The 25,669-nt window shown below is 63.0% G+C and carries 29 protein-coding genes and 2 tRNA genes; 12 read left to right on the top strand and 19 right to left on the bottom strand.

Features of this window, described 5'->3' with window-relative positions; genetic code table 11:
* Nucleotides 1-4 precede the first annotated feature (4 nt).
* From pheT to L0962_RS11530, 7 genes are all read right to left on the bottom strand, one after another.
* Entirely contained in the window at nucleotides 5-2,389 is a 2,385-nt protein-coding gene (pheT, locus tag L0962_RS11560; protein WP_234086585.1) for a phenylalanine--tRNA ligase subunit beta, read from the bottom strand.
* A gap of 21 nt (nucleotides 2,390-2,410) precedes the next feature.
* The gene (gene pheS / locus L0962_RS11555; protein WP_234086584.1) at nucleotides 2,411-3,457 is read right to left on the bottom strand and encodes a phenylalanine--tRNA ligase subunit alpha; all 1,047 of its coding nucleotides are present in this window, start codon (nucleotides 3,455-3,457) and stop codon (nucleotides 2,411-2,413) included.
* A 77-nt stretch (nucleotides 3,458-3,534) separates the two neighbouring features.
* Entirely contained in the window at nucleotides 3,535-3,894 is a 360-nt protein-coding gene (gene rplT / locus L0962_RS11550; RefSeq protein ID WP_234086583.1) for a 50S ribosomal protein L20, read from the bottom strand.
* Nucleotides 3,895-3,905: 11 nt separating this feature from the next.
* Nucleotides 3,906-4,103 carry a 50S ribosomal protein L35 gene (gene rpmI, locus L0962_RS11545; RefSeq protein ID WP_028995804.1) on the bottom strand — a complete coding sequence of 66 codons (198 nt, stop codon included), beginning with the start codon at nucleotides 4,101-4,103 and terminating at the stop codon, nucleotides 3,906-3,908.
* Between the two features lie 104 nt (nucleotides 4,104-4,207).
* The gene (infC, locus tag L0962_RS11540; RefSeq protein ID WP_234086925.1) at nucleotides 4,208-4,735 is read right to left on the bottom strand and encodes a translation initiation factor IF-3; all 528 of its coding nucleotides are present in this window, start codon (nucleotides 4,733-4,735) and stop codon (nucleotides 4,208-4,210) included.
* Between the two features lie 25 nt (nucleotides 4,736-4,760).
* Nucleotides 4,761-6,677, bottom strand: coding sequence for a threonine--tRNA ligase (thrS, locus tag L0962_RS11535; protein ID WP_234086582.1), 1,917 nt, complete (start codon nucleotides 6,675-6,677; stop codon nucleotides 4,761-4,763).
* 134 nt (nucleotides 6,678-6,811) lie between these two features.
* A tRNA-Val gene (locus L0962_RS11530) sits at nucleotides 6,812-6,888 on the bottom strand.
* 237 nt (nucleotides 6,889-7,125) lie between these two features.
* Here L0962_RS11530 and L0962_RS11525 point away from each other — a divergent pair.
* Together L0962_RS11525 and L0962_RS11520 are read left to right on the top strand one after the other, a co-directional pair.
* A complete protein-coding gene (locus L0962_RS11525; protein ID WP_234086581.1) occupies nucleotides 7,126-7,326 on the top strand; it encodes a SlyX family protein in 201 nt (66 codons plus the stop codon).
* A 1-nt stretch (nucleotide 7,327) separates the two neighbouring features.
* Nucleotides 7,328-8,305 carry a DHHA1 domain-containing protein gene (locus L0962_RS11520; protein WP_234086580.1) on the top strand — a complete coding sequence of 326 codons (978 nt, stop codon included), beginning with the start codon at nucleotides 7,328-7,330 and terminating at the stop codon, nucleotides 8,303-8,305.
* 2 nt (nucleotides 8,306-8,307) lie between these two features.
* On the opposite strand, the gene L0962_RS11515 is transcribed toward L0962_RS11520, so the two are convergent.
* Entirely contained in the window at nucleotides 8,308-9,234 is a 927-nt protein-coding gene (locus L0962_RS11515) for a bestrophin family protein (protein WP_234086579.1), read from the bottom strand.
* A 180-nt stretch (nucleotides 9,235-9,414) separates the two neighbouring features.
* Between L0962_RS11515 and L0962_RS11510 the strand changes: the two genes are divergently transcribed.
* Nucleotides 9,415-9,627 (top strand): hypothetical protein, encoded by a 213-nt coding sequence (locus L0962_RS11510; RefSeq protein ID WP_234086578.1) that lies wholly within the window; start codon nucleotides 9,415-9,417, stop codon nucleotides 9,625-9,627.
* Between the two features lie 57 nt (nucleotides 9,628-9,684).
* On the opposite strand, the gene L0962_RS11505 is transcribed toward L0962_RS11510, so the two are convergent.
* The 4 genes from L0962_RS11505 to L0962_RS11490 form a co-directional block, all read right to left on the bottom strand.
* Entirely contained in the window at nucleotides 9,685-9,822 is a 138-nt protein-coding gene (locus tag L0962_RS11505) for a hypothetical protein (protein WP_234086577.1), read from the bottom strand.
* A 77-nt stretch (nucleotides 9,823-9,899) separates the two neighbouring features.
* Entirely contained in the window at nucleotides 9,900-10,154 is a 255-nt protein-coding gene (infA, locus tag L0962_RS11500) for a translation initiation factor IF-1 (protein WP_234086576.1), read from the bottom strand.
* Nucleotides 10,155-10,240: 86 nt separating this feature from the next.
* Complete coding sequence (locus tag L0962_RS11495) at nucleotides 10,241-10,444, bottom strand: cold-shock protein (protein ID WP_234086575.1); 204 nt, start codon at nucleotides 10,442-10,444, stop codon at nucleotides 10,241-10,243.
* A 339-nt stretch (nucleotides 10,445-10,783) separates the two neighbouring features.
* Nucleotides 10,784-11,386: a cysteine hydrolase family protein gene (locus L0962_RS11490; RefSeq protein ID WP_234086574.1), complete on the bottom strand. Its 603-nt coding sequence runs from the start codon at nucleotides 11,384-11,386 to the stop codon at nucleotides 10,784-10,786.
* A 61-nt stretch (nucleotides 11,387-11,447) separates the two neighbouring features.
* Here L0962_RS11490 and L0962_RS11485 point away from each other — a divergent pair, with 61 nt between their 5' ends.
* On the top strand, nucleotides 11,448-12,353 hold the full coding sequence (locus L0962_RS11485; protein WP_234086573.1) for a LysR family transcriptional regulator: 906 nt from the start codon (nucleotides 11,448-11,450) through the stop codon (nucleotides 12,351-12,353).
* 71 nt (nucleotides 12,354-12,424) lie between these two features.
* On the opposite strand, the gene L0962_RS11480 is transcribed toward L0962_RS11485, so the two are convergent.
* A tRNA-Leu gene (locus tag L0962_RS11480) sits at nucleotides 12,425-12,509 on the bottom strand.
* Nucleotides 12,510-12,563: 54 nt separating this feature from the next.
* On the opposite strand from L0962_RS11480, the gene hpnC reads away from it, so the two are divergent.
* From hpnC to hpnE, 3 genes are read left to right on the top strand one after another with little or no spacing between them, the layout of a single operon-like run.
* The gene (hpnC, locus tag L0962_RS11475; RefSeq protein ID WP_234086572.1) at nucleotides 12,564-13,379 is read left to right on the top strand and encodes a squalene synthase HpnC; all 816 of its coding nucleotides are present in this window, start codon (nucleotides 12,564-12,566) and stop codon (nucleotides 13,377-13,379) included.
* Nucleotides 13,376-14,215, top strand: coding sequence for a presqualene diphosphate synthase HpnD (hpnD, locus tag L0962_RS11470; RefSeq protein WP_234086571.1), 840 nt, complete (start codon nucleotides 13,376-13,378; stop codon nucleotides 14,213-14,215). Before hpnC ends, hpnD begins: the two co-directional genes overlap by 4 nt.
* Before the next feature lie 4 nt (nucleotides 14,216-14,219).
* Nucleotides 14,220-15,437: a hydroxysqualene dehydroxylase HpnE gene (gene hpnE / locus L0962_RS11465; protein ID WP_234086570.1), complete on the top strand. Its 1,218-nt coding sequence runs from the start codon at nucleotides 14,220-14,222 to the stop codon at nucleotides 15,435-15,437.
* Here hpnE and L0962_RS11460 read toward each other — a convergent pair.
* The gene (locus L0962_RS11460; protein WP_234086569.1) at nucleotides 15,434-16,111 is read right to left on the bottom strand and encodes an ABC transporter ATP-binding protein; all 678 of its coding nucleotides are present in this window, start codon (nucleotides 16,109-16,111) and stop codon (nucleotides 15,434-15,436) included. The genes hpnE and L0962_RS11460 overlap by 4 nt on opposite strands.
* Between L0962_RS11460 and L0962_RS11455 the strand changes: the two genes are divergently transcribed.
* The gene (locus tag L0962_RS11455; protein WP_234086568.1) at nucleotides 16,110-16,709 is read left to right on the top strand and encodes an arylesterase; all 600 of its coding nucleotides are present in this window, start codon (nucleotides 16,110-16,112) and stop codon (nucleotides 16,707-16,709) included. The two genes, L0962_RS11460 and L0962_RS11455, sit on opposite strands and share 2 nt — an antisense overlap.
* Here the strand turns inward: L0962_RS11455 and L0962_RS11450 are convergent.
* Complete coding sequence (locus L0962_RS11450; RefSeq protein ID WP_234086567.1) at nucleotides 16,702-17,217, bottom strand: bifunctional 2-polyprenyl-6-hydroxyphenol methylase/3-demethylubiquinol 3-O-methyltransferase UbiG; 516 nt, start codon at nucleotides 17,215-17,217, stop codon at nucleotides 16,702-16,704. The genes L0962_RS11455 and L0962_RS11450 overlap by 8 nt on opposite strands.
* 28 nt (nucleotides 17,218-17,245) lie before the next feature.
* On the opposite strand from L0962_RS11450, the gene L0962_RS11445 reads away from it, so the two are divergent.
* Together L0962_RS11445 and L0962_RS11440 are read left to right on the top strand one after the other, a co-directional pair.
* Nucleotides 17,246-17,650 (top strand): OsmC family protein, encoded by a 405-nt coding sequence (locus L0962_RS11445; RefSeq protein ID WP_234086566.1) that lies wholly within the window; start codon nucleotides 17,246-17,248, stop codon nucleotides 17,648-17,650.
* A gap of 91 nt (nucleotides 17,651-17,741) precedes the next feature.
* Complete coding sequence (locus L0962_RS11440) at nucleotides 17,742-20,438, top strand: bifunctional acetate--CoA ligase family protein/GNAT family N-acetyltransferase (protein ID WP_234086565.1); 2,697 nt, start codon at nucleotides 17,742-17,744, stop codon at nucleotides 20,436-20,438.
* A 90-nt stretch (nucleotides 20,439-20,528) separates the two neighbouring features.
* Here the strand turns inward: L0962_RS11440 and L0962_RS11435 are convergent, their stop codons facing one another.
* Together L0962_RS11435 and L0962_RS11430 are read right to left on the bottom strand one after the other, a co-directional pair.
* Nucleotides 20,529-20,738, bottom strand: coding sequence for a DUF3460 family protein (locus L0962_RS11435; RefSeq protein WP_234086564.1), 210 nt, complete (start codon nucleotides 20,736-20,738; stop codon nucleotides 20,529-20,531).
* A 47-nt stretch (nucleotides 20,739-20,785) separates the two neighbouring features.
* On the bottom strand, nucleotides 20,786-21,019 hold the full coding sequence (locus tag L0962_RS11430; RefSeq protein WP_234086563.1) for a DUF3567 family protein: 234 nt from the start codon (nucleotides 21,017-21,019) through the stop codon (nucleotides 20,786-20,788).
* A gap of 209 nt (nucleotides 21,020-21,228) precedes the next feature.
* Between L0962_RS11430 and L0962_RS11425 the strand changes: the two genes are divergently transcribed.
* Together L0962_RS11425 and L0962_RS11420 are read left to right on the top strand one after the other, a co-directional pair.
* Nucleotides 21,229-22,866 (top strand): tetrathionate reductase family octaheme c-type cytochrome, encoded by a 1,638-nt coding sequence (locus L0962_RS11425; protein ID WP_234086562.1) that lies wholly within the window; start codon nucleotides 21,229-21,231, stop codon nucleotides 22,864-22,866.
* Nucleotides 22,863-23,483, top strand: coding sequence for a cytochrome b/b6 domain-containing protein (locus tag L0962_RS11420; protein WP_234086561.1), 621 nt, complete (start codon nucleotides 22,863-22,865; stop codon nucleotides 23,481-23,483). The genes L0962_RS11425 and L0962_RS11420 overlap by 4 nt, the downstream gene beginning before the upstream one ends.
* Nucleotides 23,484-23,553: 70 nt before the next feature.
* Here L0962_RS11420 and L0962_RS11415 read toward each other — a convergent pair whose 3' ends face one another.
* A complete protein-coding gene (locus tag L0962_RS11415) occupies nucleotides 23,554-24,027 on the bottom strand; it encodes a hypothetical protein (RefSeq protein ID WP_234086560.1) in 474 nt (157 codons plus the stop codon).
* An 83-nt stretch (nucleotides 24,028-24,110) separates the two neighbouring features.
* Nucleotides 24,111-25,667 carry an alkyl hydroperoxide reductase subunit F gene (gene ahpF, locus L0962_RS11410; protein ID WP_234086559.1) on the bottom strand — a complete coding sequence of 519 codons (1,557 nt, stop codon included), beginning with the start codon at nucleotides 25,665-25,667 and terminating at the stop codon, nucleotides 24,111-24,113.
* Nucleotides 25,668-25,669: the final 2 nt, after the last annotated feature.

The following is a 25,669-nucleotide window of genomic DNA, read 5'->3' as shown; positions in this document are numbered from 1 at the left end:
TTCGTCAGGCTCGTCGTTCTGCGTCGAATTTCTGCGCCAGTTCACTGGCGATCTGCTGCACGACCGCATCCACTTCCGAATCTTGCAAAGTGCGTTGAGTATCTTGCATAACTATCCGGAAAGCAAGACTTTTTTTGTTTTCCGGGACGCCCTTTCCTACGTAAAGATCGAACAATTGGATATCGCGCACGAGTGAAGAAAGGACCGGTTTCAAACCCTCCAGGATGCTTTGCAGTGCAATGTCCTGATCCACGACCACGGCCAGGTCGCGAACAACCGGCGGGAAGTTGGAAACTTCGCCATAGACCGGTACAACGATCTGTTTGAGGGCCGAGAAATCGAGTTCAAAAAGGATGGGCGCAACCGGCAAATCATATTTCTGCACCCATTCCGGATGCAATTCGCCGACGCAACCGATTTCCCGCCCGTCGAGCAGAATTCGCGCCGCACGCCCCGGATGCAGGGCGGGATGCGTCAGGCGCTCGAAAACAGCCTCTGCCGGCAGCAGCAACGCCTCCAGATCACCCTTGACGTCGAAGAAATCGACCTTACGCCCCCCATCGGCCCAGCCTTCCGGCAACGCCGTGCCGTAAGCCAGCCCACCCAGTCGCCACGGCTGCGCAAAGCCCGACACGGGCGTTGCTTCGGTATCGCGCCGGAAAACCCGGCCAACCTCGAACAGACGGACACGTCCCTGTTTCCGCTTGAGATTGGTCAGCAGGTTTGAAATCAGGCCACCGAACAGGGTCGACCGCATCACCGCCATCTGGCTGGCAATCGGATTGGCCAGCCGAATCCGATCGGCTTCGTCGGTCTTCCCGGCGAAATCAGTTTCCCAGGCGGTATCGACGAAGGCGAAATTGACGACTTCTTGGTAACCGCGGTCAGCCAACATCTGACGGATGCGGTAAGCCGGCCGCTGCGCCTCCGGCTGACGCAGCATCGCCATGCGCGCGCGCGGTGCCGGTGATGGAATATTGTCATAACCGACCAGGCGCGCAATTTCCTCGATCAGGTCTTCCTCGATTTCCATGTCGAAACGCCAGCTTGGCGGCGTCACCAGGAAATCGTCGCCCTGCTGCGTGAACTGCAGTGCCAGGCCGCGGAAAATGCCGGCGATCCGCTCGCTGCCGAGCGGCACGCCGAGTACCTTTTCTGCCCTTGCGGTACGCAGGCGAACCGGCTGACGCGCCGGCAGTTCCGCCTTGGCTTCAACGACCGGACCAGCCTGACCGCCGCAGATCTCAAGGATCAGCTGCGTGGCACGCTCGATGGCACGCCGCGTCCCACCGAAGTCGACGCCACGCTCGAAGCGGTGCGCGGCATCCGATGCAAATCCGTAACGCCGGGCGCGACCGGCAATCGCCGCTGGCGCAAAGAAAGCAGACTCAAGGAACAGGTCCCGCGTCTCGAGGGTAACGCCACTTTCCTCACCGCCCATGATCCCAGCCATCGCCAGTGGCTTGGCATCGTCGGAAATCATCAGAACATCGGCGTCGACCGCAGCCGTCTGCTCGTTCAGCAGCAACAGCTTTTCAGCCGGGCGCGCCAAGCGCGCATGCACGGCGCCTTCCAGCTTCGCATCGTCGAAGACGTGTAGCGGCTGCCCGAGTTCAAGCATGACGTAGTTGGTGATATCGACCAGCGCGGAAATCGCACGGATGCCGCTGCGTTCCAGCCGACGCTTCATCCATTCCGGCGTCAGCGCCTTGGCGTCAACACCCTTGACGACACGACCGAAGTAGAGGGGGCAGGCAACCGGAGCATCGAGAGCGATGGCGCGGCGGTCGGCAATGCTGGCCGGCACTTCCGCGACGACGGGCAAATTCGTCGCGACGCCGGTAATGGCACCGACTTCGCGCGCCACCCCGAGCAGCGACAGGCAGTCGGCTCGGTTGGGCGTCAGTTTGATCTCGAACACCTGATCGTCGAGCTCCAGGTACTGGCGAATGCTTTGACCAACCGGCGCGTCGGCCGGCAGGATGAGCAGGCCGGAAGCCTCTTCGGCGATGCCGAGTTCCTTGGCCGAGCAGAGCATGCCGGAGGACTCAATACCGCGCACCTTGGCAATCTTGATCCTGAAATCGCCCGGTAGTTCGGCGCCGGGCAGCGCGCACGGCACCTTCAGACCCGCCGCCACGTTCGGCGCGCCGCAGACGATCTGCTGCGGCGTCCCGCTGCCGATATCGACCTGGCAGACATTGAGGCGGTCGGCATCGGGATGTTTGACGACTTCCAGCACCTGCGCGACGACGACCTTGTCGAAAGCCGGAGCGACCGGCGACAAATCCTCGACCTCGAGGCCGGCCATGGTCAGCAGATGGGAAAGTTCCTCGCTCGTCAGTTGGGGATCGACGAGGGTACGCAACCAGGATTCGGAGAATTTCATGGTGATGTCTCGAAAGCGGGATCAGGCGAACTGGCGCAGGAAACGCAGGTCGCCCTCGAAGAACAGGCGCAGGTCATTGACGCCGTAGCGCAGCATGGTCAGGCGGTCGGGACCGAAACCGAAGGCAAAGCCGGTGTACTTTTCCGGATCGATGCCGGCGTGGCGCAGCACGTTCGGATGCACCATGCCGCAGCCGGCGATTTCCAGCCAGCGGCCCTTCAACGCGCCGCTCATGAAGGCCACGTCGATCTCGGCGGACGGCTCGGTGAACGGGAAGAAGGACGGACGGAAACGTACGGTCAACTCGTCGGTTTCGAAAAAACTCTTCAGGAAATCGGCGATCACGCCCTTGAGATCGGCAAAGGAAACGTCTTCGCCGATCCACAGACCTTCGACCTGATGGAACATCGGCGAGTGTGTCGCGTCGGAATCGACGCGGTAGACGCGGCCCGGCGCGATGATCCGGATTTCCGGCATTTTCTCCCGTTGACCGTAACGGGCCACATGCGCCTGCATGTAACGCGCCTGGATCGGGCTGGTATGGGTACGCAGCAGCACCTTGTCGGCAACGCTGCCGTCCGGGTTCTGCAGGTAGAAAGTGTCGTGCATCGAACGCGCCGGGTGATCCTCGGGCGTATTCAAGGCAGTGAAATTGAAGAAGTCTTCCTCGATTTCCGGGCCGTCGGCGACTTCGAAACCAATCGAGGCAAACAAGGATTCGATGCGCTCCAGGGTGCGCGTCACCGGATGCAGGCCACCGCGCGTTTCGCTGCGACCGGGCAGACTGACGTCCAGCGCTTCCTCAGCCAGGCGCGCTTCCAGCGCCGCCTTGCGGATGGCTTCACGGCGCTCGTTCAGGGCCTGCTCGACAGCCGTCTTGGCCACATTGATCGCCGCACCGGCAGTCTTCTTCTCTTCCGGCGGCAACTTGCCCAACCCCTTCAGGAGTTCGGTGATCTGGCCGCTCTTGCCAAGGAAACGGGCCTTGGCCTGCTCCAGCGCATCGGGATCGGAAATGGCGGCAAAGGCGGCTTGGGCCTCGCGCACGATCTGGTCGAGATTGTCCATGAACTTCTACCAACGTAAAGCACGATATTCAAACAAAAAAGGAGGCTTGCGCCTCCTTTTTTCTCAAGAGCTTAAGCTCAGGCGCCGAGCTTGGCCTTGGCCTGGGCGGCCAGGGCGGCAAACGCCGGCTGATCGAAGACGGCCAGATCGGCCAGGACCTTGCGGTCGACTTCGATGTTGGCCTTCTTCAGACCGTTCATGAAGGTGCTGTACTTCATGCCCAGCTCACGAGCGGCGGCATTGATACGGGCGATCCACAGGGAACGGAACTGACGCTTGCGCTGACGACGGTCACGGTACTGGTACTGACCGGCCTTCATCACCGCCTGCTTGGCGATACGATAGACGTTCTTGCGACGACCGCGATAACCCTTGGCCAGGGCCAGGACCTTCTTGTGACGGGCGCGGGCGGTTACACCACGTTTGACTCGGGACATGTGCTATCTCCTTACGCGTAGGGCATCATGGCGCGAACGGATGCGACATCACGCTCGTTCACCGCTGCGGCACCGCGGAGGTGACGCTTAACCTTGGTGGTCTTCTTGGTCAGGATGTGACGCTTGAAGGCTTGACCACGCTTGATGGAACCACCAGCGCGGACCGAAAAGCGCTTTTTGGCGCTGCTCTTGGTCTTCATCTTGGGCATTTGAATGCTCCTTAATGTCATGCCGTCAGGTGGCTCCCGGCGGGAACGCTTGCACTACCTGAAAGCACTTCTTCTTGCGGCGAACCGCAGATACTGCTTACAACTTACTTGCTCGGCTTCTTGGCCGGCGCGATGACCATGATCATCTGCCGCCCTTCCATCTTCGGCATCTGTTCGACCGCGCCAATCGCGTCGACGTCCGCCTTGATCCGCTCCAACTGGCGCATCCCGAATTCCTGGTGCGCCATTTCGCGTCCCCGGAAGCGCAGGGTCACCTTGACCTTGTCGCCCTCTTCCAGGAAGCGCGTCATGTTCCTGAGCTTGATCTGGTAATCGTTTTCGTCGGTACCAGGGCGCAGTTTGACTTCCTTGACCTGCACCTGCTTCTGCTTCAGCTTCGCTTCATGTGCCCGCTTGGCTTCCTGGTATTTGAACTTGCCGTAGTCCATGATCCGGCAAACCGGCGGCTTTGCCGTCGGCGCAATTTCCACCAGATCAACGCCAGCTTCTTCCGCCAGTTGCAGCGCGGCACGAATGCTGACGATACCTAACTGTTCACCTTCCAAGCCCTGGAGACGAATCTCCGGCACCGTGATCTCATCGTTCAACCGATGGGTCTTGTTCTGAGCGATGGTAAAACCCCCGAAATATCAATAATTAAGCCGTGCCACTACGCGCCGCGACTTCCCCTTGGAGTCGCTCGATCAGTGCCTCGACCGTCATTTGTCCGAGATCCTGACCACCGCGTGTACGCACGGCTACCAGTCCGTCCGCCTTTTCCTTGTCGCCTACAACAAGCTGATAAGGCAGCCGGTTCAAGCTATGTTCTCGAATTTTATAGGTAATTTTCTCGTTACGCAAATCCGCCTCGGCCCGGAAGCCTGCCTGGTGAAGCTTTTGCGCAACATCGGCAGCGTAATCCGCCTGTTTTTCCGAAATATTCAGCACCACCGCCTGAACCGGCGCCAGCCACAGCGGCAAAGCCCCCGCAAAGTTCTCGATCAGGATACCGATGAAGCGCTCCAGCGAACCGAGGATGGCCCGGTGCAGCATCACCGGCACCTTGCGCTCGTCGTTGCCGGCTACGTATTCGGCACCGAGCCGGCCCGGCATCGAGAAATCGACCTGCATGGTGCCGCACTGCCAGGAGCGACCGATCGCATCCTTGATATGGAACTCGATTTTCGGTCCATAGAAAGCCCCCTCGCCCGGCAGCTCGGTCCACTCCAGACCGGAAGCACGCAAGCCCTGACGCAACGCATCCTCGGCCTTATCCCAGACTTCGTCGGAACCAACCCGCCCTTCCGGGCGCAGCGCCAGCTTGACGGCGACGTCGTTGAAGCCGAAATCGGCATAAACCTGCTTGACCAGCGCGTTGAACGCCGTCACTTCGGACTCGATCTGGTCTTCGGTACAGAAGATGTGACCGTCGTCCTGAACAAAACCGCGCACACGCATCAAGCCATGCAGCGCACCGGTCGGTTCATTGCGGTGACAGGAGCCGAACTCGCCGTAACGCAGCGGCAGCTCGCGATAGGATCGCAGATCGGAATTGAACACCTGGACATGCCCCGGACAGTTCATCGGCTTGACCGCGTAATCACGGTTTTCCGACGAGGTGGTGAACATGTTGTCCTTGTAGTGATCCCAGTGCCCCGACTTCTCCCATAGCGAGCGATCGAGAATCTGCGGGCAGCGGACTTCCTGGTAGCCGTTGTCGCGGTACACCTTGCGCATGTACTGCTCGACTTCCTGCCACACCGACCAGCCCTTGGGGTGCCAGAAAACCAGGCCGGGCGCCTCGTCCTGCATGTGGAACAGGTCAAACTGCTTGCCCAGGCGACGGTGGTCGCGCTTTTCCGCTTCTTCCAGCATGTGCAGGTAGGCGTCGAGGTCTTCCTTCTTCGCCCAGGCGGTACCGTAGATGCGCTGCAACTGTTCGTTGCGATGGTCGCCACGCCAGTAGGCGCCAGCCACCTTCATCAACTTGAACACCTTGAGCTTGCCGGTCGACGGTACGTGCGGACCGCGGCAGAGGTCGATGAAATCGCCTTCGCGGTACAGCGAAACCTGCTGGTCGGCGGGAATCGCGGCGATCAGTTCGGCTTTGTACTTTTCGCCCTGACCGAGGAAGAAATTGACCGCGTCGTCGCGATTCCAGACTTCGCGCGTCACCGGAATATCCTTTTTCGCCAGTTCGGCCATGCGCTTTTCGATGGCAACCAGATCTTCCGGCGTAAACGGGCGCTTGTAGGCGAAGTCGTAATAGAAGCCGTTTTCGACGACCGGGCCGATGGTCACCTGAGCTTCCGGGAACAGTTCCTTGACCGCGTAGGCCAGGAGGTGCGCCGTCGAGTGGCGGATCAGTTCCAAGCCATCGGCGTCGCGATCGGTGACGATGGCCAGATCGATGTTTTCTTCAATCAGGTACGAGGTATCGACCAGCTTGCCATTAACCTTGCCGGCCAGCGCCGCACGCGCCAGGCCGGCACCGATGCTGGCCGCCACTTCGGCGATGGTGACCGGCTGCGCGAAGGAACGAATGGAACCATCGGGAAGTTTGATATCGGGCATGACAAGATTCTCTGGACGAAAAAAAAGTGCGGGCTGAGCCGCACTTTTTTTGGATGAACGAAAGCCGACTCGATTAGAGTTTCTGAACTGCAGTGCAAGTTCGGAAAGTGACCAAAACGGCTCCGTCAGGAATTTGGTAGGCGGTATTGGAATCGAACCAACGACCTCCACGATGTCAACGTGGCGCTCTAACCAACTGAGCTAACCGCCTGAAGAAGCGCGCATTATAGACGCCCCATGAAATAAGTCAACATTTTGGCTAAAATTTTTGCATCCCTGAAATTTGCATTTCAACTCCGTGGACCGCAGATGAACGCCGGATGGCTTGTTTTCCTACTTTGCGCCCTGACGCTGATCGGCGCCACCCTGCCCCTGCTCTACGAAAAGCGGGTAGCGCGACGGCGACGAAAAACCGACAATTCCCCCTCCGAAAACACGAAAGCCAACCATGGAAGAACGCCTGACCGAGCTGGAAATCAAGATCAGCTTCAGCGAGGACCAGATTGAGGAACTAAACAAGCTGATCTATCAGCAACAGCGCCAGATCGAGCTACTTGCCAGCGAATTGCGCAAACTGCGCGACCAGATGGAAAATGCCATGCCACAGGAACAGCGCAGCCTGCGCGACGAAATTCCACCGCATTACTGAGATGTCCGCCACCATTTACTTCCACGCCGACTGTCTCGACGGCTTCGGTGCCGCCTGGGCCGCCTGGCGGCGTTTCGGCGATGCGGCACGCTACCGGCCACTGCATCATGGCGACGATTGGCGAGAAGAAGACGTCGCCGACCAGGACGTCTACATACTCGACTTCGCCTTTCCGCCGACATCGCTCGAGGCGATTGCCCGACAGGCCCGCTCCACGACCCAGCTCGATCACCATGCCACGGCCCGCAGTCCGTGGGTCGAGCACCTGCAGAATCTTGGCGACGACGGGGAAATTCATGTGAACGAAGCGCTCGGCCTGCGCGTCGTCTTCAATCTCGATCAATCGGGTGCCACCCTGGCCTGGCGACATTTTCATCCTGACCAGCCGATACCGCTACTGCTGCGCCACGTCGAGGACATCGACCTGTGGCGCTTCGCCCTGCCCGACACCCGCCCCTTCTGCCGGGCCTTGCATCTGGAGCCATTCGCTTTCGAGCACTGGAACCAACTGGCTGACCACCTGCACACCCCGGCAAGCCCGGCCTACCCCGGCTTTTTGCAACGCGGCCAGGCCATCGAGGATTTCCTGCAAGCAGAAATCAAACGACTGGCACTCAGCCCCAACGTGATTCCGGCCCAATTGCGCGGCAATCCGATCGATCCGCTGCAGGCCTTGCGCCACGGCCAGGGCACCATCTGCGACGGCGAGACCCACTGGCTGCGCGTTGATGCCCTGGCCATCAACGCCAATGCACTGTTTGCTTCGGAACTCGGTCATCAGCTGGCATTACGGGCCGGTGGCATCGCCTTGATCTGGCACCTGGCACCACAAGGCATCGTGCGAGCATCGCTGCGCTCGCTGCCCGGGATCGACGCCGGCCGGATCGCCAGCCATTACGGCGGCGGCGGACACCCCGGCGCCGCCGGTTTCAGGATGCCGGTCGAGAACTTTCTCAAGGAAGTCCTGCTGGCCAGCTGATTTCAGGTCAGGACGAAGTCCTCGACCCGCGGCGCCTGCCCCAGCGGCGCGACACCGGCCAGTTCGCAGGCCGCACTCTCGATGGTGTGGCACAAGGCGTCCAGTGCCAGATCATTGGCCTCGATCCCGAAAGGATCCTCCAGTTGCTCGCCGACAGTCTCCAGCGCCAAGAAGGAATAAGCCACAAAAGTGGCAATCAGCGGCGTCAGCCAACCCAGCGTCGTCGTCAGGCCGATCGGTAGCAACAGGCAGTAGATGACGACGGTACGGTTCATCAGCACGCGATAGGTGTAGGGAATCGGCGTACTGGCAATACGTTCACTGGCCCCCGCCACTTCTCCAAGCCGATCGATGTCGCGCGCCAAAGCAAGCCAGGCCATCTCGGAAAGGCGACCGTCGTGGCGCAGCATGCCCACCTGCTCACTGATGGATTGCAGGATGATCTGCGCCGGGAACAGCTTGCCGTCGATCGTCGCCAGACACTCGGAAGACAAGCGCAAGCGCAGATCGTCCGACGGATCGGTACCCCGCAACTGGTGCTTCAGGGCATAGGCAAAAGCAGTCACCCGTCTCGCCGCCTGCTCGCGCAGCCCGGCAACCGAAGATTCGGGCTGGCAGACGCCAAGTTTGTTGATCAGATTGCGGGCAACGATCAGCAGGCTGCCCCACTGCTTGCGTGCTTCCCAGAAACGTTCGTAACTGACGGAATTCCGGAAACCTAGAAAAATCGCCAGCGCAATGCCCATCAGCGTGAATGGCGGAATACTCAGTGCCGACTGCGGAAAATGTTGCAACCACCAACCGCTGAGCGCAACGCTGACGACCGATACGATAAAGATGACGACCAGTCGGCCGACAATCTGCGGCAGCACCGAACCGCGCCAAACGAAAAGCAGGCGAAACCAGTGCAGACGCGGACGAACAATCATGGCGAAAACCTCGGCAAAAATGGCGCGTTGCTGCGGTCGACCGCAGCCGGGCACGAAAAAGCGGGGGATTCTACTCGCCCTGCCGAGCGGCGAAGCGATAAGGTTACGCGCGGTTACGCAACACTACAGAAAAAAAACGCGGGCTCGGCAACAATCCTTCATCAGTCCACGGAGACCACCATGACACCTGATCGCGAAGAAATATTCTGCAACCACTGGCTGGCCAGAATTGCCGCCAAGGCCGGCAGCGAGGTATCCATCCACATTCATCGCGGAGCACCGATCCCGGCCCGCGATGCACGCCGGATTGCCCGGGAAACCGCGCCCTACGGCAAGCTGTCGAGCCTGAGCCCGGTCGGCCGTTGCCGGGTACGTGCCGACGACGAAGTCTGAGGACTTGCGATGGACAGGGCCGCGGCCGACAAACGGCCAGCCGGCCCGCAAGCGGCGTCAGGCGCGGGTGAAACAGGGGCGCCGCATTTGCGTCAGACAGGATTCGGAAAGGCCGGCGATTTCGCCGATCACCTGATTGACGCGCTCACCGAGCAACCACCAGGCATTTCCATAAGGCAGGACAGTGATGTCCAATTTACTGCAGAGTTTTCGGGCTGCTGCCCGTTGTTGTTCCAGATTCATTCAGTCTTTCAAATACCACCCGTCCAGGCTCAACGCCTGGTTCGCGGCGTCGGAGGCGTACGCCCCTCGATCTGACGGAACGTGATGCGTCCCTTGGAAAGATCGTAGGGTGACAGTTCCAGAGTAACCTTATCGCCGGCGATGATGCGGATGTGATGCTTGCGCATCTTGCCTGCCGTATAGGCAATCAGCGAATGTCCATTTTCCAGTTCGACCAGAAAACGGGAGTCGGGAAGCACTTCCGCGACAACGCCTTGCATTTCCAGCAATTCTTCTTTAGCCATATTGGCTCCAGTGAAGGATGAAAACCGGGGACGGGACCGCCCCCGGTGATAGGCATCCGGGCCGCAGGCCCGGCTTGCGGGGTGGCTTAGGCCACCTGGATGTTGCTGGCTTGCTTGCCCTTCGGGCCGGTCGTCACGTCGAACGAAACGCGTTGGCCTTCGGCCAGCGTGCGGAAGCCCTTGGATTGAATTGCCGAGAAGTGAGCGAACAGGTCTTCGCCACCACCGTCCGGGGTGATGAAGCCGAAACCCTTGGAATCATTGAACCATTTGACGATGCCAGTAGCCATGTCTTGAATCTCCGTAATGTGTTTAACGGGGCGGAGCCCCGGGGAAGGGGCGAATCAAGACGGCGAGGTACGAATGAAGGGAAAGGCGCCGTAGAACTACGGGTACTAAACCGACTAAACAACGACACTACTTAAATTCGCTGACGCGCACGATACAGGAGAATCTTGCCAATGGCAAACATTCTTGCCAAACGAGAGCCAACAAGGCATTCGCCGGAATCAGCGGAAGCCCCGGACTGGCATTTTGCTTCCACTGTCCTATCCCGCTCGACCGCCACGAAGCCTCGGCCGGAAAAGCGGCGGATGCTTCGTGGCGGAAAGTCAAGCCCGACCGGCTGATCAGGCGTCGGGCAGTGCGGCGGCATCCGGCACGACAACCGCAAACAGGTCGCCCAGTGCAGCCAGGCTGGCGGCCTGGAGTACGGCTGCCGGAACGATATTGCCCTGCGGATCGGCCAGATTGCGGGTGGCCGTGGCACTAGCGACAACCGTCGGTGCAAAACCGAGATTGAAGGCGCCACGCGTCGTCGAATTGACGCACATGTGAGTCATGAATCCGACGAACACGACATGCTTGCGGCCGGTCGCCTTCAACTGCTGCTCGAGATCGGTACCGACGAAGGAATTCGGGTAATGCTTGACGATCACCGATTCGCCGGCGATCGGGGCCACCTTGTCGGCAATCGCGCCGACCGGCGCGCTGATGTCGTACGGCGTACCTTGACCGGCATCGTGCTGGATGTGGATCACGGGTACGCCGAGCCGGCGGGCGCGGGCCAGCACACTGGCGGCTTCATCGAGTGCGGCTTCCACACCGCTCAGCGCCATGACCCCTTCGCGGTAGGTATTCTGGCAATCGATCAGAACCAGAGCCGACTCCGCCAGAGAAGGCGGTTCGGCGGGCAATCCGCTCAGGTTGCGCAGGGTGACGGGCTTGGGCATGATGCGATCTCCTTTGGGGTTTGAATGGCCGCCAGCATAGGCTTGGCACGGCCCACGCGAAATGGATAAACCTGCCACCGCCGCCGGCAATTTTGCAGCAACGCCGGACTGGAACGACATACGCTACGCCGTTGTGCTCGCCCGCTGCGCCTCGCTGGCTGCCGCGGCACGGGAACTGGGCGTTGACCAGACGACAGTGGCGCGCCGCCTGCGGACACTTGAATCGGCGATGGGCACACCGCTGTTCGAGCGTCTGCGGGGTCAGATGACGCCGACCCCAGTCGGCGAGGAATTGCTGGCCCGCGGACAGCGCATGGAGGCGGAAATGGCCGCCCTGTGCCACCTGGCCGCCGACCGTCAGACGCAGGTCCGCGGCGTGATCCGGATCACTGCGGTCGACGCGCTGGCCGCCCACTATCTCGCCCGCCAACTGGCCGATCTGCGCAGCCGCTATCGCGAACTGGCGATCGAGATCATCGCCAGCAGCAAATCGCTCGATCTGGGACGTCGCGAAGCCGACATCGCCGTGCGCCTGGCGCGGCCGGCCGACGGCGATCTGGTGGTCCGCTGCCTGGGGCGGCTCGGTTACGGCGTTTACGGACCGGGGCAACCGCTGCTGGCGAGTTCCTGGCAGACGGCACCGTGGGTCGCCTATGAACGTTCGCTGGACCAGGTGCCGGAAATGCGCTGGCTGTCCGAGCATATCGGCCAGCAGAACGTGACTTTCCGCTGCAACAATCTGGATGCGCTGGCGACTGCCGTGGCCGACGGCCTCGGCCTGGCCATCCTGCCGCGCTTGGTCGGCGAACGCCATGCCGGTTTGCGTTGTCTGTCCGGCAACGACAGCGTGCTCAGCCGCGAGATGTGGCTGGTCGTACCGCGCGAACTGCGCGACGTGCCGCGCATTCGTACCGTCAGTGACTGGCTGGTCGAACGCTTTCGCCGCGACGAAGCCAGCTTTGCGTGATATCGGCAGCCAGGCTGGCGGTCGCCGGAAAACAAAAAGGCTTTCATCGCTGAAAGCCTTCTGTCGACCGCTGGTGCCCAGGAAGGGACTCGAACCCCCACGTATTTCTACGCCAGAACCTAAATCTGGTGCGTCTACCAATTTCGCCACCTGGGCGGGCGGCGCGCATTCTATCACTGCCGACCGCTTCACCCCTATACTTGCCGCCCCATGCCTGTCGATCACTACGAAAACTTCCCCGTCGCCTCGCTGCTGGTGCCCGCGCATCTGCGCCGGCCGATCGAGATCATCTACCGTTTTGCGCGCAACGCCGACGACATTGCCGACGAAGGCGTGGCAACACCGGAAGAGCGGCTGGCCGGTCTCGGCGTTTACCGCGACGAACTGGATTGCATCGCCGCCGGCGGCACGCCGCGCACGCTGCTGTTTCGCGAACTGGCCAAGGTCATTACGGCACACGCGCTACCGATCCAGCTGTTCCACGACCTGCTCGACGCCTTTGCACAGGACGTCGTCCAGGCGCGCTACAGCGATTATCCAGAACTGGCCGATTACTGCCGGCGCTCGGCCAATCCGGTCGGCCGGCTGGTGCTGCACCTGTTCGGGCGGACGGAAGCCGGACATCTCGAACAATCGGATTGCATCTGCACGGCGCTGCAGTTGATCAACTTCCTGCAGGATGTTGCGGTCGACTGGCAAAAAAACCGGATTTACCTGCCCATCGTCGAGATGAAGCGCTTCGACATCGACGAGGAAGATATCGCCCGGGGCGAATGTTCCGACGGCTGGCAAAAACTGATCGATTTCCAGGTCGACCGCGCGCGTTCGCTGATGCGCCGCGGCACGCCGCTGGTTCACGCCCTGCCCGGCCGGCTGGGCTGGGAAATCCGGCTGACCGTGCAGGGCGGCCTGCGCATCCTCGACCGTATCCAGGCGGTGCGCGGCGACGTATTCCGCCAGCGCCCGACGCTGGGCCTGCGCGACTGGGCCGTCATGCTCGGCCGCTCCGTTAGAATGAAGCCATGAATCCGCACGACTATTGCCAGGAGAAGTGTGCCGCCAGCGGCTCCTCCTTCTACTACAGCTTCCTGTTCCTGCCGCTCGAACGGCGCCAGGCGATCATGGCGCTCTACGCCTTCTGCCGCGAGGTCGACGACGTGGTCGACGAATGCAGCGATCTGGCGCTGGCCTCGACCAAGCTCACCTGGTGGCGCCAGGAAGTGCTACGCGTCGGCGACGGCGACGGCGAACCGCAGCATCCGGTCGGCCTGGCGCTCAAGGCGGTCGGCGCGACGGTCCATCTGCCGGCCGAACAATTGCTGGAAATCATCGACGGCATGGAGATGGACCTGCAGCAGTCGCGCTATCTCGACTTCAAGGGGCTGTCGCTGTATTGCTACCGCGTGGCCAGCGTGGTCGGCCTGCTGTCGGCCGAAATCTTCGGCTACCGGGACCGCCAGACACTGAAATACGCGCACGACCTGGGCATGGCCTTCCAGCTCACCAACATCATCCGCGATGTCGGCGAGGACGCGCGGCGCGGCCGCATCTACCTGCCGGTCGACGAACTGCAGCGCTTCAACGTGCCCGCCTCGGACCTGCTGAACGGCAAGTATTCCGACAATTTCACGGCGCTGATGCAGTTCCAGTACGAGCGCGCCCAGCAATACTACGAACAGGCGTTTTCGCTGCTGCCGGCGGTCGACCGCAAGAATCAGCGGCCCGGCCTGATCATGGCGGCGATCTACCGCACGCTGCTCGACGAAATCCGCGCCGAAAACTTCCAGGTGCTGCACCAGCGCATCTCGCTGCCCGCCACGCGCAAGCTGTGGCTGGCCGCCAAGACCTGGATCAAGGGCTGACCCCGTGAAAGTCGCCGTCGTCGGCGCCGGCTGGGCGGGTCTCGCCGCCGCCGTCGAGCTGACGGCCGGCGGCGCCGGAGTGACGCTGTTCGAGGCCGGCCGCGTTGCCGGCGGCCGGGCGCGCAGCGTGCACATCGACGGCCGACCGCTCGACAACGGCCAGCACATCCTGCTCGGCGCCTACCGCGACACGCTGGCGCTGATGCGCAAACTCGGCGCCGACCCCGACCGCCTGTTCGACCGTCGCCCGCTGCAGGTGATCGACGACAGCGGTTTCCACCTCGCCCTGCCACGCCTGCCGGCGCCGCTCAACGTCGCCGCCGGCCTGTTCGGCGCTGCTGCGGTCGACTGGCCGGAAAAGCTGAAAACCGCCCTTTGGATGCAAAGCGTCAAATGGCGCGGCTTCCGGCTGGCGCAGGACGTCACGGTCGCCGCCTGGCTCGACGCCGCCGGCCAGACCGGCACGCTGCGCCGCCACCTGTGGGAACCGCTCTGCCTAGCGGCGCTAAACACACCGGCCGAACGCGCCAGCGCGCAACTGTTCGCCAACGTCCTGCGCGACAGCCTGGGCAGCGCCCGCCGCGCCGATACCGACCTGTTGCTGCCACGCGTCACGCTCGGCGAACTGTTGCCCGACCCGGCCTGCCGCTGGCTGACGGCGCACGGCGCGACGCTGCATTTCGGCCGGCGGATCGGCGCCCTGCAGCCACGCGCCGACGGCATCGGGATCGACGGCGAAACTTTCGATGCCGCCGTACTCGCCGTCGCGCCGCAGCATCTCGGCGCCCTCCATCCGCCCGCCGCCATCGACTTCGACTACGAGCCGATTGCTACGGTCTACCTGCAGTTTCCGGCAGAAACCGCGCTTTCCTTCCCGCTGTTCGCGGTGCATGGAAAAACCGGTCAATGGGTCGTCGACCGCGGCAACGGCCTGTTCGGCTGCGTCCTGAGCGGGCATGGCGCCTGGGAAATGCTGGGCGATGACGAACTGGCCGCAACCCTGGCCCGGGAAATCCGGCCCGGCGAAACCGCCAGCTGGCACAAGGTGATCCGCGAAAAAAGGGCGACCTTCAGCAGTCGACCGCAGCAGCCGCGGCCCGACTGGCGAACGCCGCACCGCTCGCTGGTACTGGCCGGCGACGCCACCTGGGCCGATTACCCGGCAACGCTCGAAGGCGCCGTCCGCAGCGGCCTGCGCGCAGCGCGCGCGCTGCTCGCCTAGGCTGCCAGCCGGCCGGACTGGATACGCAGCACGCGACCGCAACGCGCAGCGATGGCCTCGTCGTGCGTCACCAGGATCAGGGTCTTGCCCTGCGTCGCGTTCAGCTCGAACATCAATTCGATGATCTGCCGGCCGGTCGCCGCGTCGAGATTGCCGGTCGGCTCGTCGGCCAGGATCAGCCGCGGATCGGGCGCGAAGGCACGGGCTAGCGCAACGCGCTGCTGCTCGCCGCCCGACAGGTGCTTGGGGTAATGCGCCAGACGGTGACCGAGGCCGACCTTCTCCAGCCAGCCGCGCGCCGTCGCCTCGGCCTGCGGCAAACCGGCCAGCTCGAGCGGCAGCATCACGTTCTCCAGCGCGGTCAGCGCCGGCAGCAACTGGAAGGACTGGAACACGAAACCGAGCAGCCGGCCGCGCTGCACCGCCCGCGCATCCTCGTCGAGCCCGGCCAGCGATACGCCGTCGAGACGCACCTCGCCGGCACTCGGCTGATCCAGCCCGGCCAGCAGGCCGAGCAGCGTCGATTTGCCGGAGCCGGAGGCCCCGACGATCGCCACCGTTTCACCCGCGGCCACGCGGAAGGCGATATCCTCCAAGATGGTCAGCGGCACACCGCCGTTATCCACCGTCTTGCCCAGCCCGATCACCTCGACTACCGCCCTGTCATCCGCCATGCGCCTGATCCTTGTCCTGATTGCCCTGTTCACCGCCCTGCCCGCCTGCGCCGCCCGAAACCTGCTGGTGATGGGCGATTCCTTATCCGCCGGCTACGGCATCCGGCCCGAACAGGCCTGGCCGTCGCTGCTCCAGCAACGGCTGGGCGAGCAGCGTCTGGATTATAGCGTCGTGAATCTGTCGATCTCCGGCGAAACCACCGCCGGCGGACGTTCGCGGCTGGCCGACGCGCTGCGTCGGCACCAACCGACCATCGTCATCCTGGCGCTCGGCGCCAACGACGGCCTGCGCGGGCTGCCGGTCACCCAGATGCGCGCCAATCTCGAGGCGATGACCGAGGCCGCCCAGAAGTCCGGTGCCCGCGTGCTGATCGCCGGCATGCGCCTGCCGCCCAATTACGGCCCGTATGCCCAGCAGTTCTTCGCCACCTTCGGCGACATCGCCAAAAGCCGCCGCACCGCGCTGCTGCCCTTCCTGCTCGAACCGGTCGCCGCGCGGCCGGAACTGTTCCAGGCCGACCAGTTGCACCCGACCGCCGCCGCGCAGCCGCTGCTGCTCGAACCGGTGTGGACCGCGTTGCAGCCGCTGCTCAAGTGAGCGGCCGGCGCGCCGCGATGGCCTGCCGCACGCAGGGTTTCGGTACCTCGGCATAACCTTCGGCAAAAGCGATTTCCTGCCAGCCGGCGGCGTCGACCGCAGCCCGCAGTTCGCCCGGACGCAGCAGGAAATCCGGATTCGACGGTTTGCCGTAAGCCGCGTTGCCGATCATGAAAGTCTCGTAAATCAGCACGCCGCCCGGCTCGACCAGCGCGAAAACCTCGGCCAGCCGCGGCCGCCACAGATAATTGGCGACGACGACGCCGGCGAAACGGCGGCCGGCCAGCGGCCAGTCGTCGCCTTCCAGGTCGAGGCAGGCGGTGGCGATGCCCGGCACGCCGGCCAACTCGGCCAGCGCCGCGCTGTCGCGGTCAACCGCCAGCACCGGATGATTTCCGGCGGCCAGCAGGCGCGCGTGTCGACCGCGCCCGCAGGCCAGATCGAGCACGCAGCCGCCGGCCGGAATGGCCGCCAGATGGCGTGCGATCCACGGCGAAGGCGGTATCATCGGTGAAACGTTTTGAGGAGGAGCTGCCATGTCGGGAACAGTGATCGTCAGTGAGAACGGCCAGGGAAGATACCAGCAGGAGGTGATTGCCGGCCAGCACCGGCTGATTGCCGACGAGCCGTACGCGATGGGCGGCAGCGATGCCGGACCGGCACCCTTCGATTTCGTGATGGCCGGGCTCGGCGCCTGTACGTCGATGACCCTGCGCATGTACGCCGAGCGCCGGGAATGGCCGCTGACCGGCATCCGCGTCGAACTGAGCCATGACAAGGTCGATATCGACGGCGTGTCGCGCGACCGGATCAGCCGCGATATCGAGCTGCAGGGCCCGCTCGACGACGAGCAGCGCCGGCGCTTGCTGGAAATTGCCGGCAAATGTCCGGTGCACCGGGCGCTGACCGCCGCCTTCGTGGTACACGACACCCTGCGGTAAACCCGTATAACCCCTTGCATTGCATGGCATTGACCGGGGGTTTATGCCAGAATTCTGCGTTGCACAATAACTGCCTGCAGAGAGGCTCATCATGCTGGAACAGCACTATCTGACCGCCCTCTTCGAACCGAAGTCGGTGGCCGTGATCGGCGCTTCCGACCGCGAGAATTCGGTCGGCAACGTCATCTTCAAGAACATCCTCAGCTCGGGCTACAAGGGCCGGCTGTACGCGATCAATCCGAAACACGAGACGATCCAGGGCCAGCAGGCCTACAAATCGATCGAGGAAATCGGTGCCCGCGTCGAGATGGCGGTGATCGCCACCCGGCCGCAAACGGTGCCGCAGCTGATCGAGCAATGCGGGCGCAGCGGCGTGCGCAACGTTATCGTCATCGCCGCCGGATTCTCCGAAGCCGGCCACGTCGGTGCCGCGCTCGAACGCAAGGTCATGGAAATCGCCCGTTCCTACAACGTGCGTATCCTCGGCCCCAACTGCCTGGGCATCATCCGCCCGGAACTCGGCCTGAACGCCACCTTCACCAAGATCAGCGCCGCACCGGGCAACCTGGCGCTGGTCTCGCAGTCCGGTGCGATGTGCTCGGCGGTACTCGACTGGGCCAAGGCCAACCAGGTCGGCTTCTCATCGGTGATCTCGCTGGGCATGACTGCCGACGTCGATTTCGGCGAAATCCTCGATTACCTGATCTACGACAACCGCACCCACTACATCCTGATGTACGTGGAAGGCATCCGCCACGCCCGCCGCTTCATGAGTGCGCTGCGCTCGGCGGCGCGGATCAAGCCGATCATCCTGCTCAAGGCCGGCCGCCACGAGGCCGGCTCGATGGCTGCCACCGCCCACTCCGGCATGGCTGCCGTCTCCGACACCGTGTTCGATGCCGCCGTGCGCCGGGCCGGCGTCGTCCGCGTCAAGAATGTCGGCCAGCTGTTCTATGCCGCCAAGGCGCTCGCCTCCAAGTTCCGCCCGGCCGGCAAGCGGCTGGCGATCATCACCAACGGCGGCGGGCCGGGCGCCATGGCGGCCGACCGCGCCGGCGACCTCGACATCCCGCTCGCCGAACTGTGCATCGAAACGATGGGCACGCTGAACAAGGTGCTGCCCGCCACCTGGTCGCACAGCAATCCGATCGACATCGGCGGCGATGCCACGCCGGAACGCTACCGCGACGCGCTGCTGGCCATTTCGCAGGATCCGGGCGTGGACAGCACGCTGGTCATGCTGTCGCCGCAGGCGATGACCGATCCGATGGGCGTCGCCCAGGCGATCATTTCGATCTTCGACAAGCTCAACCGCCGCGTGATCTGTTGCTGGATGGGCGAAGCCCAGGTGGCGGATGCGCGCAAGGCTCTGGAAGACGCCGGCATCCCGGCCTTCCGCATGCCGGAAACGGCGATCGAGCTGTTCCACCACATCTCCAAATACTACAGCAACCAGAAGCTGCTGCTGCAGACGCCGGAACCGACCCGCCACTACGGCCGGCCCGAGGCCGAAGGCGCCAAGATGCTGATCGAGGCGCTGCTCGCCGAGCGGCGCAAGGTGCTGTCGGAAATGGAATCCAAGGCCATCCTGCGCGCCTTCAAGGTGCCGGTCGCCCAGACCATGGTCGCCCGCACCGCCACCGAAGCCCTGCTGCTCGCCGAGCAGATCGGCTTCCCGGTGGCGATGAAGGTCGATTCGCCCGATCTGCCGCACAAGTCCGACGCCGGCGGCGTGCGCCTGAACATCCAGAACGCGCCGGCCGTGCGCAACGCTTATCACGACATCATCGACACCGTCGAGAAGCGCCATCCGAACGCCAAGATCAACGGCGTCTCGATCGAACCCTTCCTGTCCCGCCCGAACGGCCGCGAGATCATGATCGGCGTCTTCCGCGATCCGATCTTCGGACCGGTGATCACCTTCGGCGCCGGCGGTTTCGACGTCGAGATCTTCTCCGACCGCTCGGTCGCGCTGCCGCCGCTCAACAAGTACCTGGCCAAGGACCTGATCGATTCGACGCGTGCCGCGAAGATCCTCGACCAGTTCCACAACATGCCGCCGGTCGACCGCGAGGCGCTCAAGGAAGTGCTGCTGTGCATCTCCGAAATGGTCTGCGAACTGCCGTGGATCATCGAGCTCGACCTCAACCCGCTGATCGTCGACGAACAGGGCGCCATCGCTGCCGATGCGCGCATCGTCATCGACCACGCGGCCAGCGCCACCGGCGACCGCTATGCGCACATGGCGATCTACCCGTATCCGGTGCACCTGGTCCAGGACTGGCAGATGAACGACGGCAAGATCGTCACCATCCGCCCGATCCGCCCGGAAGATGCCGAGATGACGCAGGATTTCGTCAAGAACATGTCGGACGAATCGCGCTACTACCGTTTCATGGACACGCTGCGCGAACTGACCCAGACGATGCTGGTGCGCTTCACGCAGATCGACTACGACCGCGAAATGGCCCTGGTCGCCACCACGGTCGACGAGGAAACCGGCAAGGAATCGCAGATCGGCGTCGCCCGCTACGTGCTGAACCCGGACGGCGAATCGGTCGAATTCGCGCTCGCCGTCGGCGACGACTGGCAGAAGTGCGGCGTCGGCCGCAAGCTGATGGCGGCACTGATCGAATGCGCCCGCCTGAAGGGGTATCGTGCCGTGGTCGGCGACGTGCTGTCGACCAACAGCAAGATGTTCCGGCTGATGACCAGTCTCGGCTTCACCATCCATCCGCACCCGGAGGACACCGCCGTCAAGCGCGTCGTCAAGCCGCTGACCGGCTGATATACCGGCTGCGGTCGACAAAAAAGCCGAGGCGAAAACCTCGGCTTTTTGCTGTCTGCGGCACGTCGACCGCAGAAGGCTTGCGGCGGCTTATTCGCCGAAGAAATTGACGTCGTAGGGATACGGCTTCTGCGCCACCTTGGACTCGGCATTGCGCGCCGTTGCGTCGACTTCCTGCTTCTTGTCCCACCACAGGGCGCGGCCGACCTTCTGGTCCTCGACCCATTCCGGATTCTTTTCCAGCTGCTCGTTCATCCAGCGCGTGTGATCGGACACGTAACCGCTATCGACAACACCCATGTTCGGCTTTCCTCGGACAGTTTTACGATGGCGGCGATTCTAGCACGTCAATGAATGACGATAGGACTCGCACTGCCGGTGCAATAGCCGTCGAGCAAGGCGTCGATGGTCTCGAAATCGCGTGCTTCCTCGGGAATCCGGTCGATCTCGGCACGAAAGACGGAAGCCGCGGCGCCGTACAGGAAACGCATGCGGCCGGCGTCCTTGTCGACCAGTTCGAATCCCTGCTGGGCGGGATAGGCCAGCACCGAAAAGTGTTCGCTGTTGTAGATGACATTCATCGCAGTCGCTCCCGATATCAACGTTCACGATCCTAATTACGGCCGCCCTGCCGATTTTTCAAGCGTGCTGCGGTCGACCGCAAGAAAATCATTTTTCTTGCCATGAATCAGCATTTTCTTATAATCCATCCCCTACAAGCTAGCCTGCGCCGCAGGAAGTGTCCGACTTGGGGAGGTCGGCCTCCTGCAACCATGACACTGGAGCCCACATGAGATTTCATGTGAATCTGTGCGCAGGCCTTTGCCTCGCCTTGACCTTGCTGAATTCCCCGGCGGTCGCCATACCCGTCGCCGGCCAGCCGGCCGCCACCCCCGTCGAGCGATCGACCACCGACCACAGCAAACTGGATCTCCTGAAAGGCCCGTTCAAAAGCGGCCCTGAGGTTACCAAGGCCTGCCTGACCTGCCACAACACCGCCGGTCACCAGGTCATGAAAAGCGTGCACTGGACCTGGGAAACGAAAAGCCCGACCACCGGCAAAATGTTAGGCAAAAAATGGGCCGCCAACAACTTCTGCGGCTCGCCGCTCTCCAACGAACCGCGCTGCACCAGTTGCCATGCCGGTTATGGCTGGACAGACCAAGGCTTCGATTTCACCAATCAGGACAACGTCGACTGTCTGGCCTGCCACGACACCACAGGCACCTACAAGAAATTCGGCACAAACGCAGGCCATCCGCTCTATGCCGATCGCGAGTTCGAACCGATGGAAGGCCCGCCAGGCAAAAAACCGTTCAAGGCCCCCGACCTGACAAAGATCGCCCAGCACGTCGGCCAACCCGGTCGCGCCAACTGCGGCGCCTGCCATTTCAGTGGTGGCGGCGGCGATGGCGTCAAGCACGGCGACCTCGACTCCTCGCTGAAGACACCGTCGCGCGAACTCGATGTCCATATGGCCAAGGACGGTGCCGACATGGCTTGTTCCGACTGCCATACCTTCAACGCCCACCAGCCCTCGGGCAGCCGTTATGCGGCGACCGCCCGGGATCCGCACGGCATCGACCTGCCCAAGGACGACCGCAATCGAGCGACCTGCGAATCCTGCCATGGCTTTGAACCTCACCGGCAGGCGAAACTCAACGCGCACACCGCAAAAGTCGCCTGCCAGACCTGCCACATCCCCGAATTCGCCCGCGGCGGCATCCCGACCAAGATGCTGTGGGATTGGTCCACCGCCGGCAAGATGGGGGCCGACGGGAAACCGCTGTTCATCAAGGATGAACACGGCCATCTGACATATTCAGCGGCCAAGGGCGATTTTTCCTACGGCGAGAACGTCCGCCCCGAATACAAGTGGTACAACGGCACCGTCCAGCAGGTCACGATCACCGACAAGCTTGAGGCCTACATCGCCACCGACGGCGTGCTCGAACTCAACCGCATCGAAGGCTCGGCCGGCGATCCCTCATCACGGATCTGGCCATTCAAGGTGATGCGCGGCAAACAGGCCTACGACCCGGTCAACGACACGCTGGTGGTCAACCACGTGTTCGGCGACGACGACACAGCATTGTGGAAGAACTACGACTACGCAAAGTCAATTCGGGCCGGAATGGAATACGCCGGCCTGCCCTACAGCGGCGAATTCGGCTTCATCGAAACGCGGATGAATTGGTTCATCACCCACATGGTCGCCCCCAAGGAAAAGGCCGTTCCCTGCGCCGAATGTCACACCCGTGACGCGACAGGACGGCTGGCGAAGATCGAGGGTATCTATCTACCTGGCCGCGACCGCAACCCCTGGATCGACCTATTCGGCGGCCTGGCCATCGTCGGCGCTATCGGCGGTGGGCTGATCCACGGTTTGGCCCGCATCCTCACCCGTCGTCAGGAGAACAAGCAATGAGCACCCAACGCATCTACATCTACAAGCGCTACGAGCGCTTCTGGCACTGGTCGCAAGCCCTGCTGATCATCGGCATGATGATCAGCGGCTTCGAAATTCACGGCAGCTACGAACTGATCGGTTTCGCAAAAGCAGTACGCCTGCACACGCTAGCCGCCTGGACGCTGCTAACGCTGTGGGCATTCACGATCTTCTGGCAATTCACGACCGGCGAATGGCGGCAATACATCCCATCGTTGAAAAACGTGCTGGCGATGGTCAATTACTACCTGATCGGCATCTTCCGCAACGCACCGCATCCTTTCCGCAAGAGCACCGTACAGAAACACAACCCGCTGCAACGCCTGGCCTACCTCGCGCTGCTCGCAGTGATCTCGCCGCTGATCTGGGTTTCCGGGCTGCTCTACCTGTTCTACGGCGACTGGCAGCACCTCGGCATCGATACCTACCTCAACCTCGAGTGGGTCGCCGTCGCCCATACGCTGGGCGCCTTCCTGATCACCGCCTTCTTCTTCATCCACGTCTATCTGACGACCACCGGCCACACGGTTTTCGCTCACATCAAGGCGATGCTCACCGGCTGGGAAGAGGTAGACGGGGACGACGGAGCGCACTGAACAAACCCGCACCGCCTTGCCTGTGTCGGGCGGGGTCCATCCCCGCCCTTTTTGCCCATCCTTCTCGGCGCTACTTCAACGCCGCCTGCAGGCTCGCCGCATCGCAAGCGTAACTCGCTTCGCCGACCTTGCCGTCGTTGACCGGCAGCAGCGTGACGCAATCCTTGCGTCGCGGAAAGACTGCCAGATCGGCTTCCTGCCGGCCGAGCACGATGCTGTACGGTTTGTCGCGCAGTTTCGGCAAGGCGAACATGCGGGCGATCAGGCCGGGCATCTTGTGGATGTCGGCCAGATAGACGCGCCGGGTGCGCGTCAGCCAGTCCTTCGGCTGGGCGTCCAGCCAGTCGCCGGCCAGCCCGGCGCCGGCGTTGTCGGCGGCAAAGATGATCTGCCGGACGTCGGCCGGCAGGCTTGCCGGATTGTCGTGCTGATCCTTGAGACTCAGGGCCGGCAAGGCATCGCCGGTCTGCAGCGGGTTGCTTTGCGCGCTGACGCCGAGGGTGCAAACGACGAACAGCAGCGGCAACAGGGTTTTCGGATTCATGGGGACTCCTTGTCAGAACTTGCAGCGTAAACGAAAACTTCCCCATCCGCCTTGCCGGGCGGACGGGGAAGCGGCATCGGCGCTTACTGGCCGCTGCGGATCAAATGATCGAAAGCGCTGAGCGAAGCGGTGGCGCCGGCGCCCATGGCGATGATGATCTGCTTGTACGGCACCGTCGTGCAGTCGCCGGCGGCGAACACGCCGGGCACATTGGTCTGGCCCCTGGCGTCGATCTCGATTTCGCCGAAGCGGCTGAGGTCTACCGTGCCCTTGAGCCAGTCGGTCGCCGGCAGCAAGCCGATCTGCACGAAGATGCCTTCGAGCTCGACGTGCCGGCTCTCGCCGCTCGTCCGGTCGGTGTAGGTCAGGCCGTTCACCTTCTGGCCGTCGCCGGTCACTTCGGTGGTCTGCGCCGACTTGATCACCGTCACGTTCGGCAGGCTGGTCAGCTTCTTCTGCAGCACCGCGTCGGCGCGCAGCGTGTCGCCGAATTCGAGCAGCGTCACGTGGGCGACGATGCCGGCCAGGTCGATCGCCGCTTCGACGCCGGAGTTGCCGCCACCGATCACCGCCACCCGCTTGCCCTTGAACAGCGGGCCGTCGCAGTGCGGGCAGAAACAGACGCCCTTGGCCTTGTATTCCTTCTCGCCCGGCACGCCCATCTCGCGCCAGCGGGCGCCGGTGGCGACGATCACCGACTTCGACTTGAGCGATGCGCCGCTGTCCAGCTGCACCTCGATCAGCCCGCCCGGCTCGGCCGCCGGCACCAGCTTTGCCGCACGCTGCAGGTTCATGATGTCGACGTCGTAGGCCTTGACGTGCTCTTCCAGCGCCATGGCCAGCTTCGGCCCTTCGGTTTCCTTGACCGAGATGAAGTTCTCGATGCCCAGCGTGTCCATCACCTGGCCGCCGAAACGCTCGGCGACGACGCCGGTGCGGATGCCCTTGCGCGCGGCATAGACGGCCGCTGCCGCGCCGGCCGGGCCGCCGCCGACGACCAGCACGTCGAACGCCTCCTTGCCGGCGATTTGCTCGGCCGCCCGCGCCGCGGCGCCGGTATCGACCTTGGCGAGGATTTCCTCGATCGTCATCCGGCCCTGGTCGAACTCGGCATCGTTCAGGTAGACCGTCGGCACGGCCATGATCTGACGCTGCTCGACTTCGGCCTGGAACAGCGCGCCGTCGATCATCGTGCTGGTCACGTTCGGGTTGAGCACGGCGATCAGGTTCAGCGCCTGCACGACGTCCGGGCAGTTGTGGCAGGACAGCGAGATGAAGGTCTCGAATTTGAGCGGGCCCGGCAGGCCCTTGATCTGCTCGATCACCGCCGCATCGACCTTGGGCGGATGGCCGCCGGTCTGCAGCAGGGCGAGTACCAGCGAGGTGAATTCATGGCCCATCGGCAGGCCAGCGAAGCGGATGCGGGCGGCTTCGCCGGGCACCGCGATGCCGAAGGACGGCACCCGGGCGTCGGCTTCCTCGCGCAGGCTAACCTTGGCCGAGCAAGCGACGATATCGTCGAGCAGCGCCCGCATTTCCTGCGACCCGGCATCGTCGCCCAGCGCTGCTACCAGTTCGATCGGGCGTTGCAGACGTTCGAGGTAGGCCTTGAGTTGTTCCTTGACTTGCGTATCCAGCATGA

The organism is Azonexus sp. R2A61, assembly GCF_021401135.1.
Lineage (GTDB): Bacteria > Pseudomonadota > Gammaproteobacteria > Burkholderiales > Rhodocyclaceae > Azonexus.
Note: the sequence above shows the minus strand (reverse complement) of the source record. Positions and strands in the feature narration are given on the sequence as shown.

Coding starts and splice junctions, on each gene's coding strand:
- pheT (WP_234086585.1), bottom strand. CDS start 2,389: ATGAAATTCTCCGAATCCTGGTTGCGTACCCTCGTCGATCCCCAACTG.
- pheS (WP_234086584.1), bottom strand. CDS start 3,457: ATGGACAATCTCGACCAGATCGTGCGCGAGGCCCAAGCCGCCTTTGCC.
- rplT (WP_234086583.1), bottom strand. CDS start 3,894: ATGTCCCGAGTCAAACGTGGTGTAACCGCCCGCGCCCGTCACAAGAAG.
- rpmI (WP_028995804.1), bottom strand. CDS start 4,103: ATGCCCAAGATGAAGACCAAGAGCAGCGCCAAAAAGCGCTTTTCGGTC.
- thrS (WP_234086582.1), bottom strand. CDS start 6,677: ATGCCCGATATCAAACTTCCCGATGGTTCCATTCGTTCCTTCGCGCAG.
- L0962_RS11525 (WP_234086581.1), top strand. CDS start 7,126: ATGGAAGAACGCCTGACCGAGCTGGAAATCAAGATCAGCTTCAGCGAG.
- L0962_RS11520 (WP_234086580.1), top strand. CDS start 7,328: ATGTCCGCCACCATTTACTTCCACGCCGACTGTCTCGACGGCTTCGGT.
- L0962_RS11515 (WP_234086579.1), bottom strand. CDS start 9,234: ATGATTGTTCGTCCGCGTCTGCACTGGTTTCGCCTGCTTTTCGTTTGG.
- L0962_RS11510 (WP_234086578.1), top strand. CDS start 9,415: ATGACACCTGATCGCGAAGAAATATTCTGCAACCACTGGCTGGCCAGA.
- infA (WP_234086576.1), bottom strand. CDS start 10,154: ATGGCTAAAGAAGAATTGCTGGAAATGCAAGGCGTTGTCGCGGAAGTG.
- L0962_RS11495 (WP_234086575.1), bottom strand. CDS start 10,444: ATGGCTACTGGCATCGTCAAATGGTTCAATGATTCCAAGGGTTTCGGC.
- L0962_RS11490 (WP_234086574.1), bottom strand. CDS start 11,386: ATGCCCAAGCCCGTCACCCTGCGCAACCTGAGCGGATTGCCCGCCGAA.
- L0962_RS11485 (WP_234086573.1), top strand. CDS start 11,448: ATGGATAAACCTGCCACCGCCGCCGGCAATTTTGCAGCAACGCCGGAC.
- hpnC (WP_234086572.1), top strand. CDS start 12,564: ATGCCTGTCGATCACTACGAAAACTTCCCCGTCGCCTCGCTGCTGGTG.
- hpnD (WP_234086571.1), top strand. CDS start 13,376: ATGAATCCGCACGACTATTGCCAGGAGAAGTGTGCCGCCAGCGGCTCC.
- L0962_RS11455 (WP_234086568.1), top strand. CDS start 16,110: ATGCGCCTGATCCTTGTCCTGATTGCCCTGTTCACCGCCCTGCCCGCC.
- L0962_RS11460 (WP_234086569.1), bottom strand. CDS start 16,111: ATGGCGGATGACAGGGCGGTAGTCGAGGTGATCGGGCTGGGCAAGACG.
- L0962_RS11450 (WP_234086567.1), bottom strand. CDS start 17,217: ATGATACCGCCTTCGCCGTGGATCGCACGCCATCTGGCGGCCATTCCG.
- L0962_RS11445 (WP_234086566.1), top strand. CDS start 17,246: ATGTCGGGAACAGTGATCGTCAGTGAGAACGGCCAGGGAAGATACCAG.
- L0962_RS11440 (WP_234086565.1), top strand. CDS start 17,742: ATGCTGGAACAGCACTATCTGACCGCCCTCTTCGAACCGAAGTCGGTG.
- L0962_RS11435 (WP_234086564.1), bottom strand. CDS start 20,738: ATGGGTGTTGTCGATAGCGGTTACGTGTCCGATCACACGCGCTGGATG.
- L0962_RS11430 (WP_234086563.1), bottom strand. CDS start 21,019: ATGAATGTCATCTACAACAGCGAACACTTTTCGGTGCTGGCCTATCCC.
- L0962_RS11425 (WP_234086562.1), top strand. CDS start 21,229: ATGAGATTTCATGTGAATCTGTGCGCAGGCCTTTGCCTCGCCTTGACC.
- L0962_RS11420 (WP_234086561.1), top strand. CDS start 22,863: ATGAGCACCCAACGCATCTACATCTACAAGCGCTACGAGCGCTTCTGG.
- L0962_RS11415 (WP_234086560.1), bottom strand. CDS start 24,027: ATGAATCCGAAAACCCTGTTGCCGCTGCTGTTCGTCGTTTGCACCCTC.
- ahpF (WP_234086559.1), bottom strand. CDS start 25,667: ATGCTGGATACGCAAGTCAAGGAACAACTCAAGGCCTACCTCGAACGT.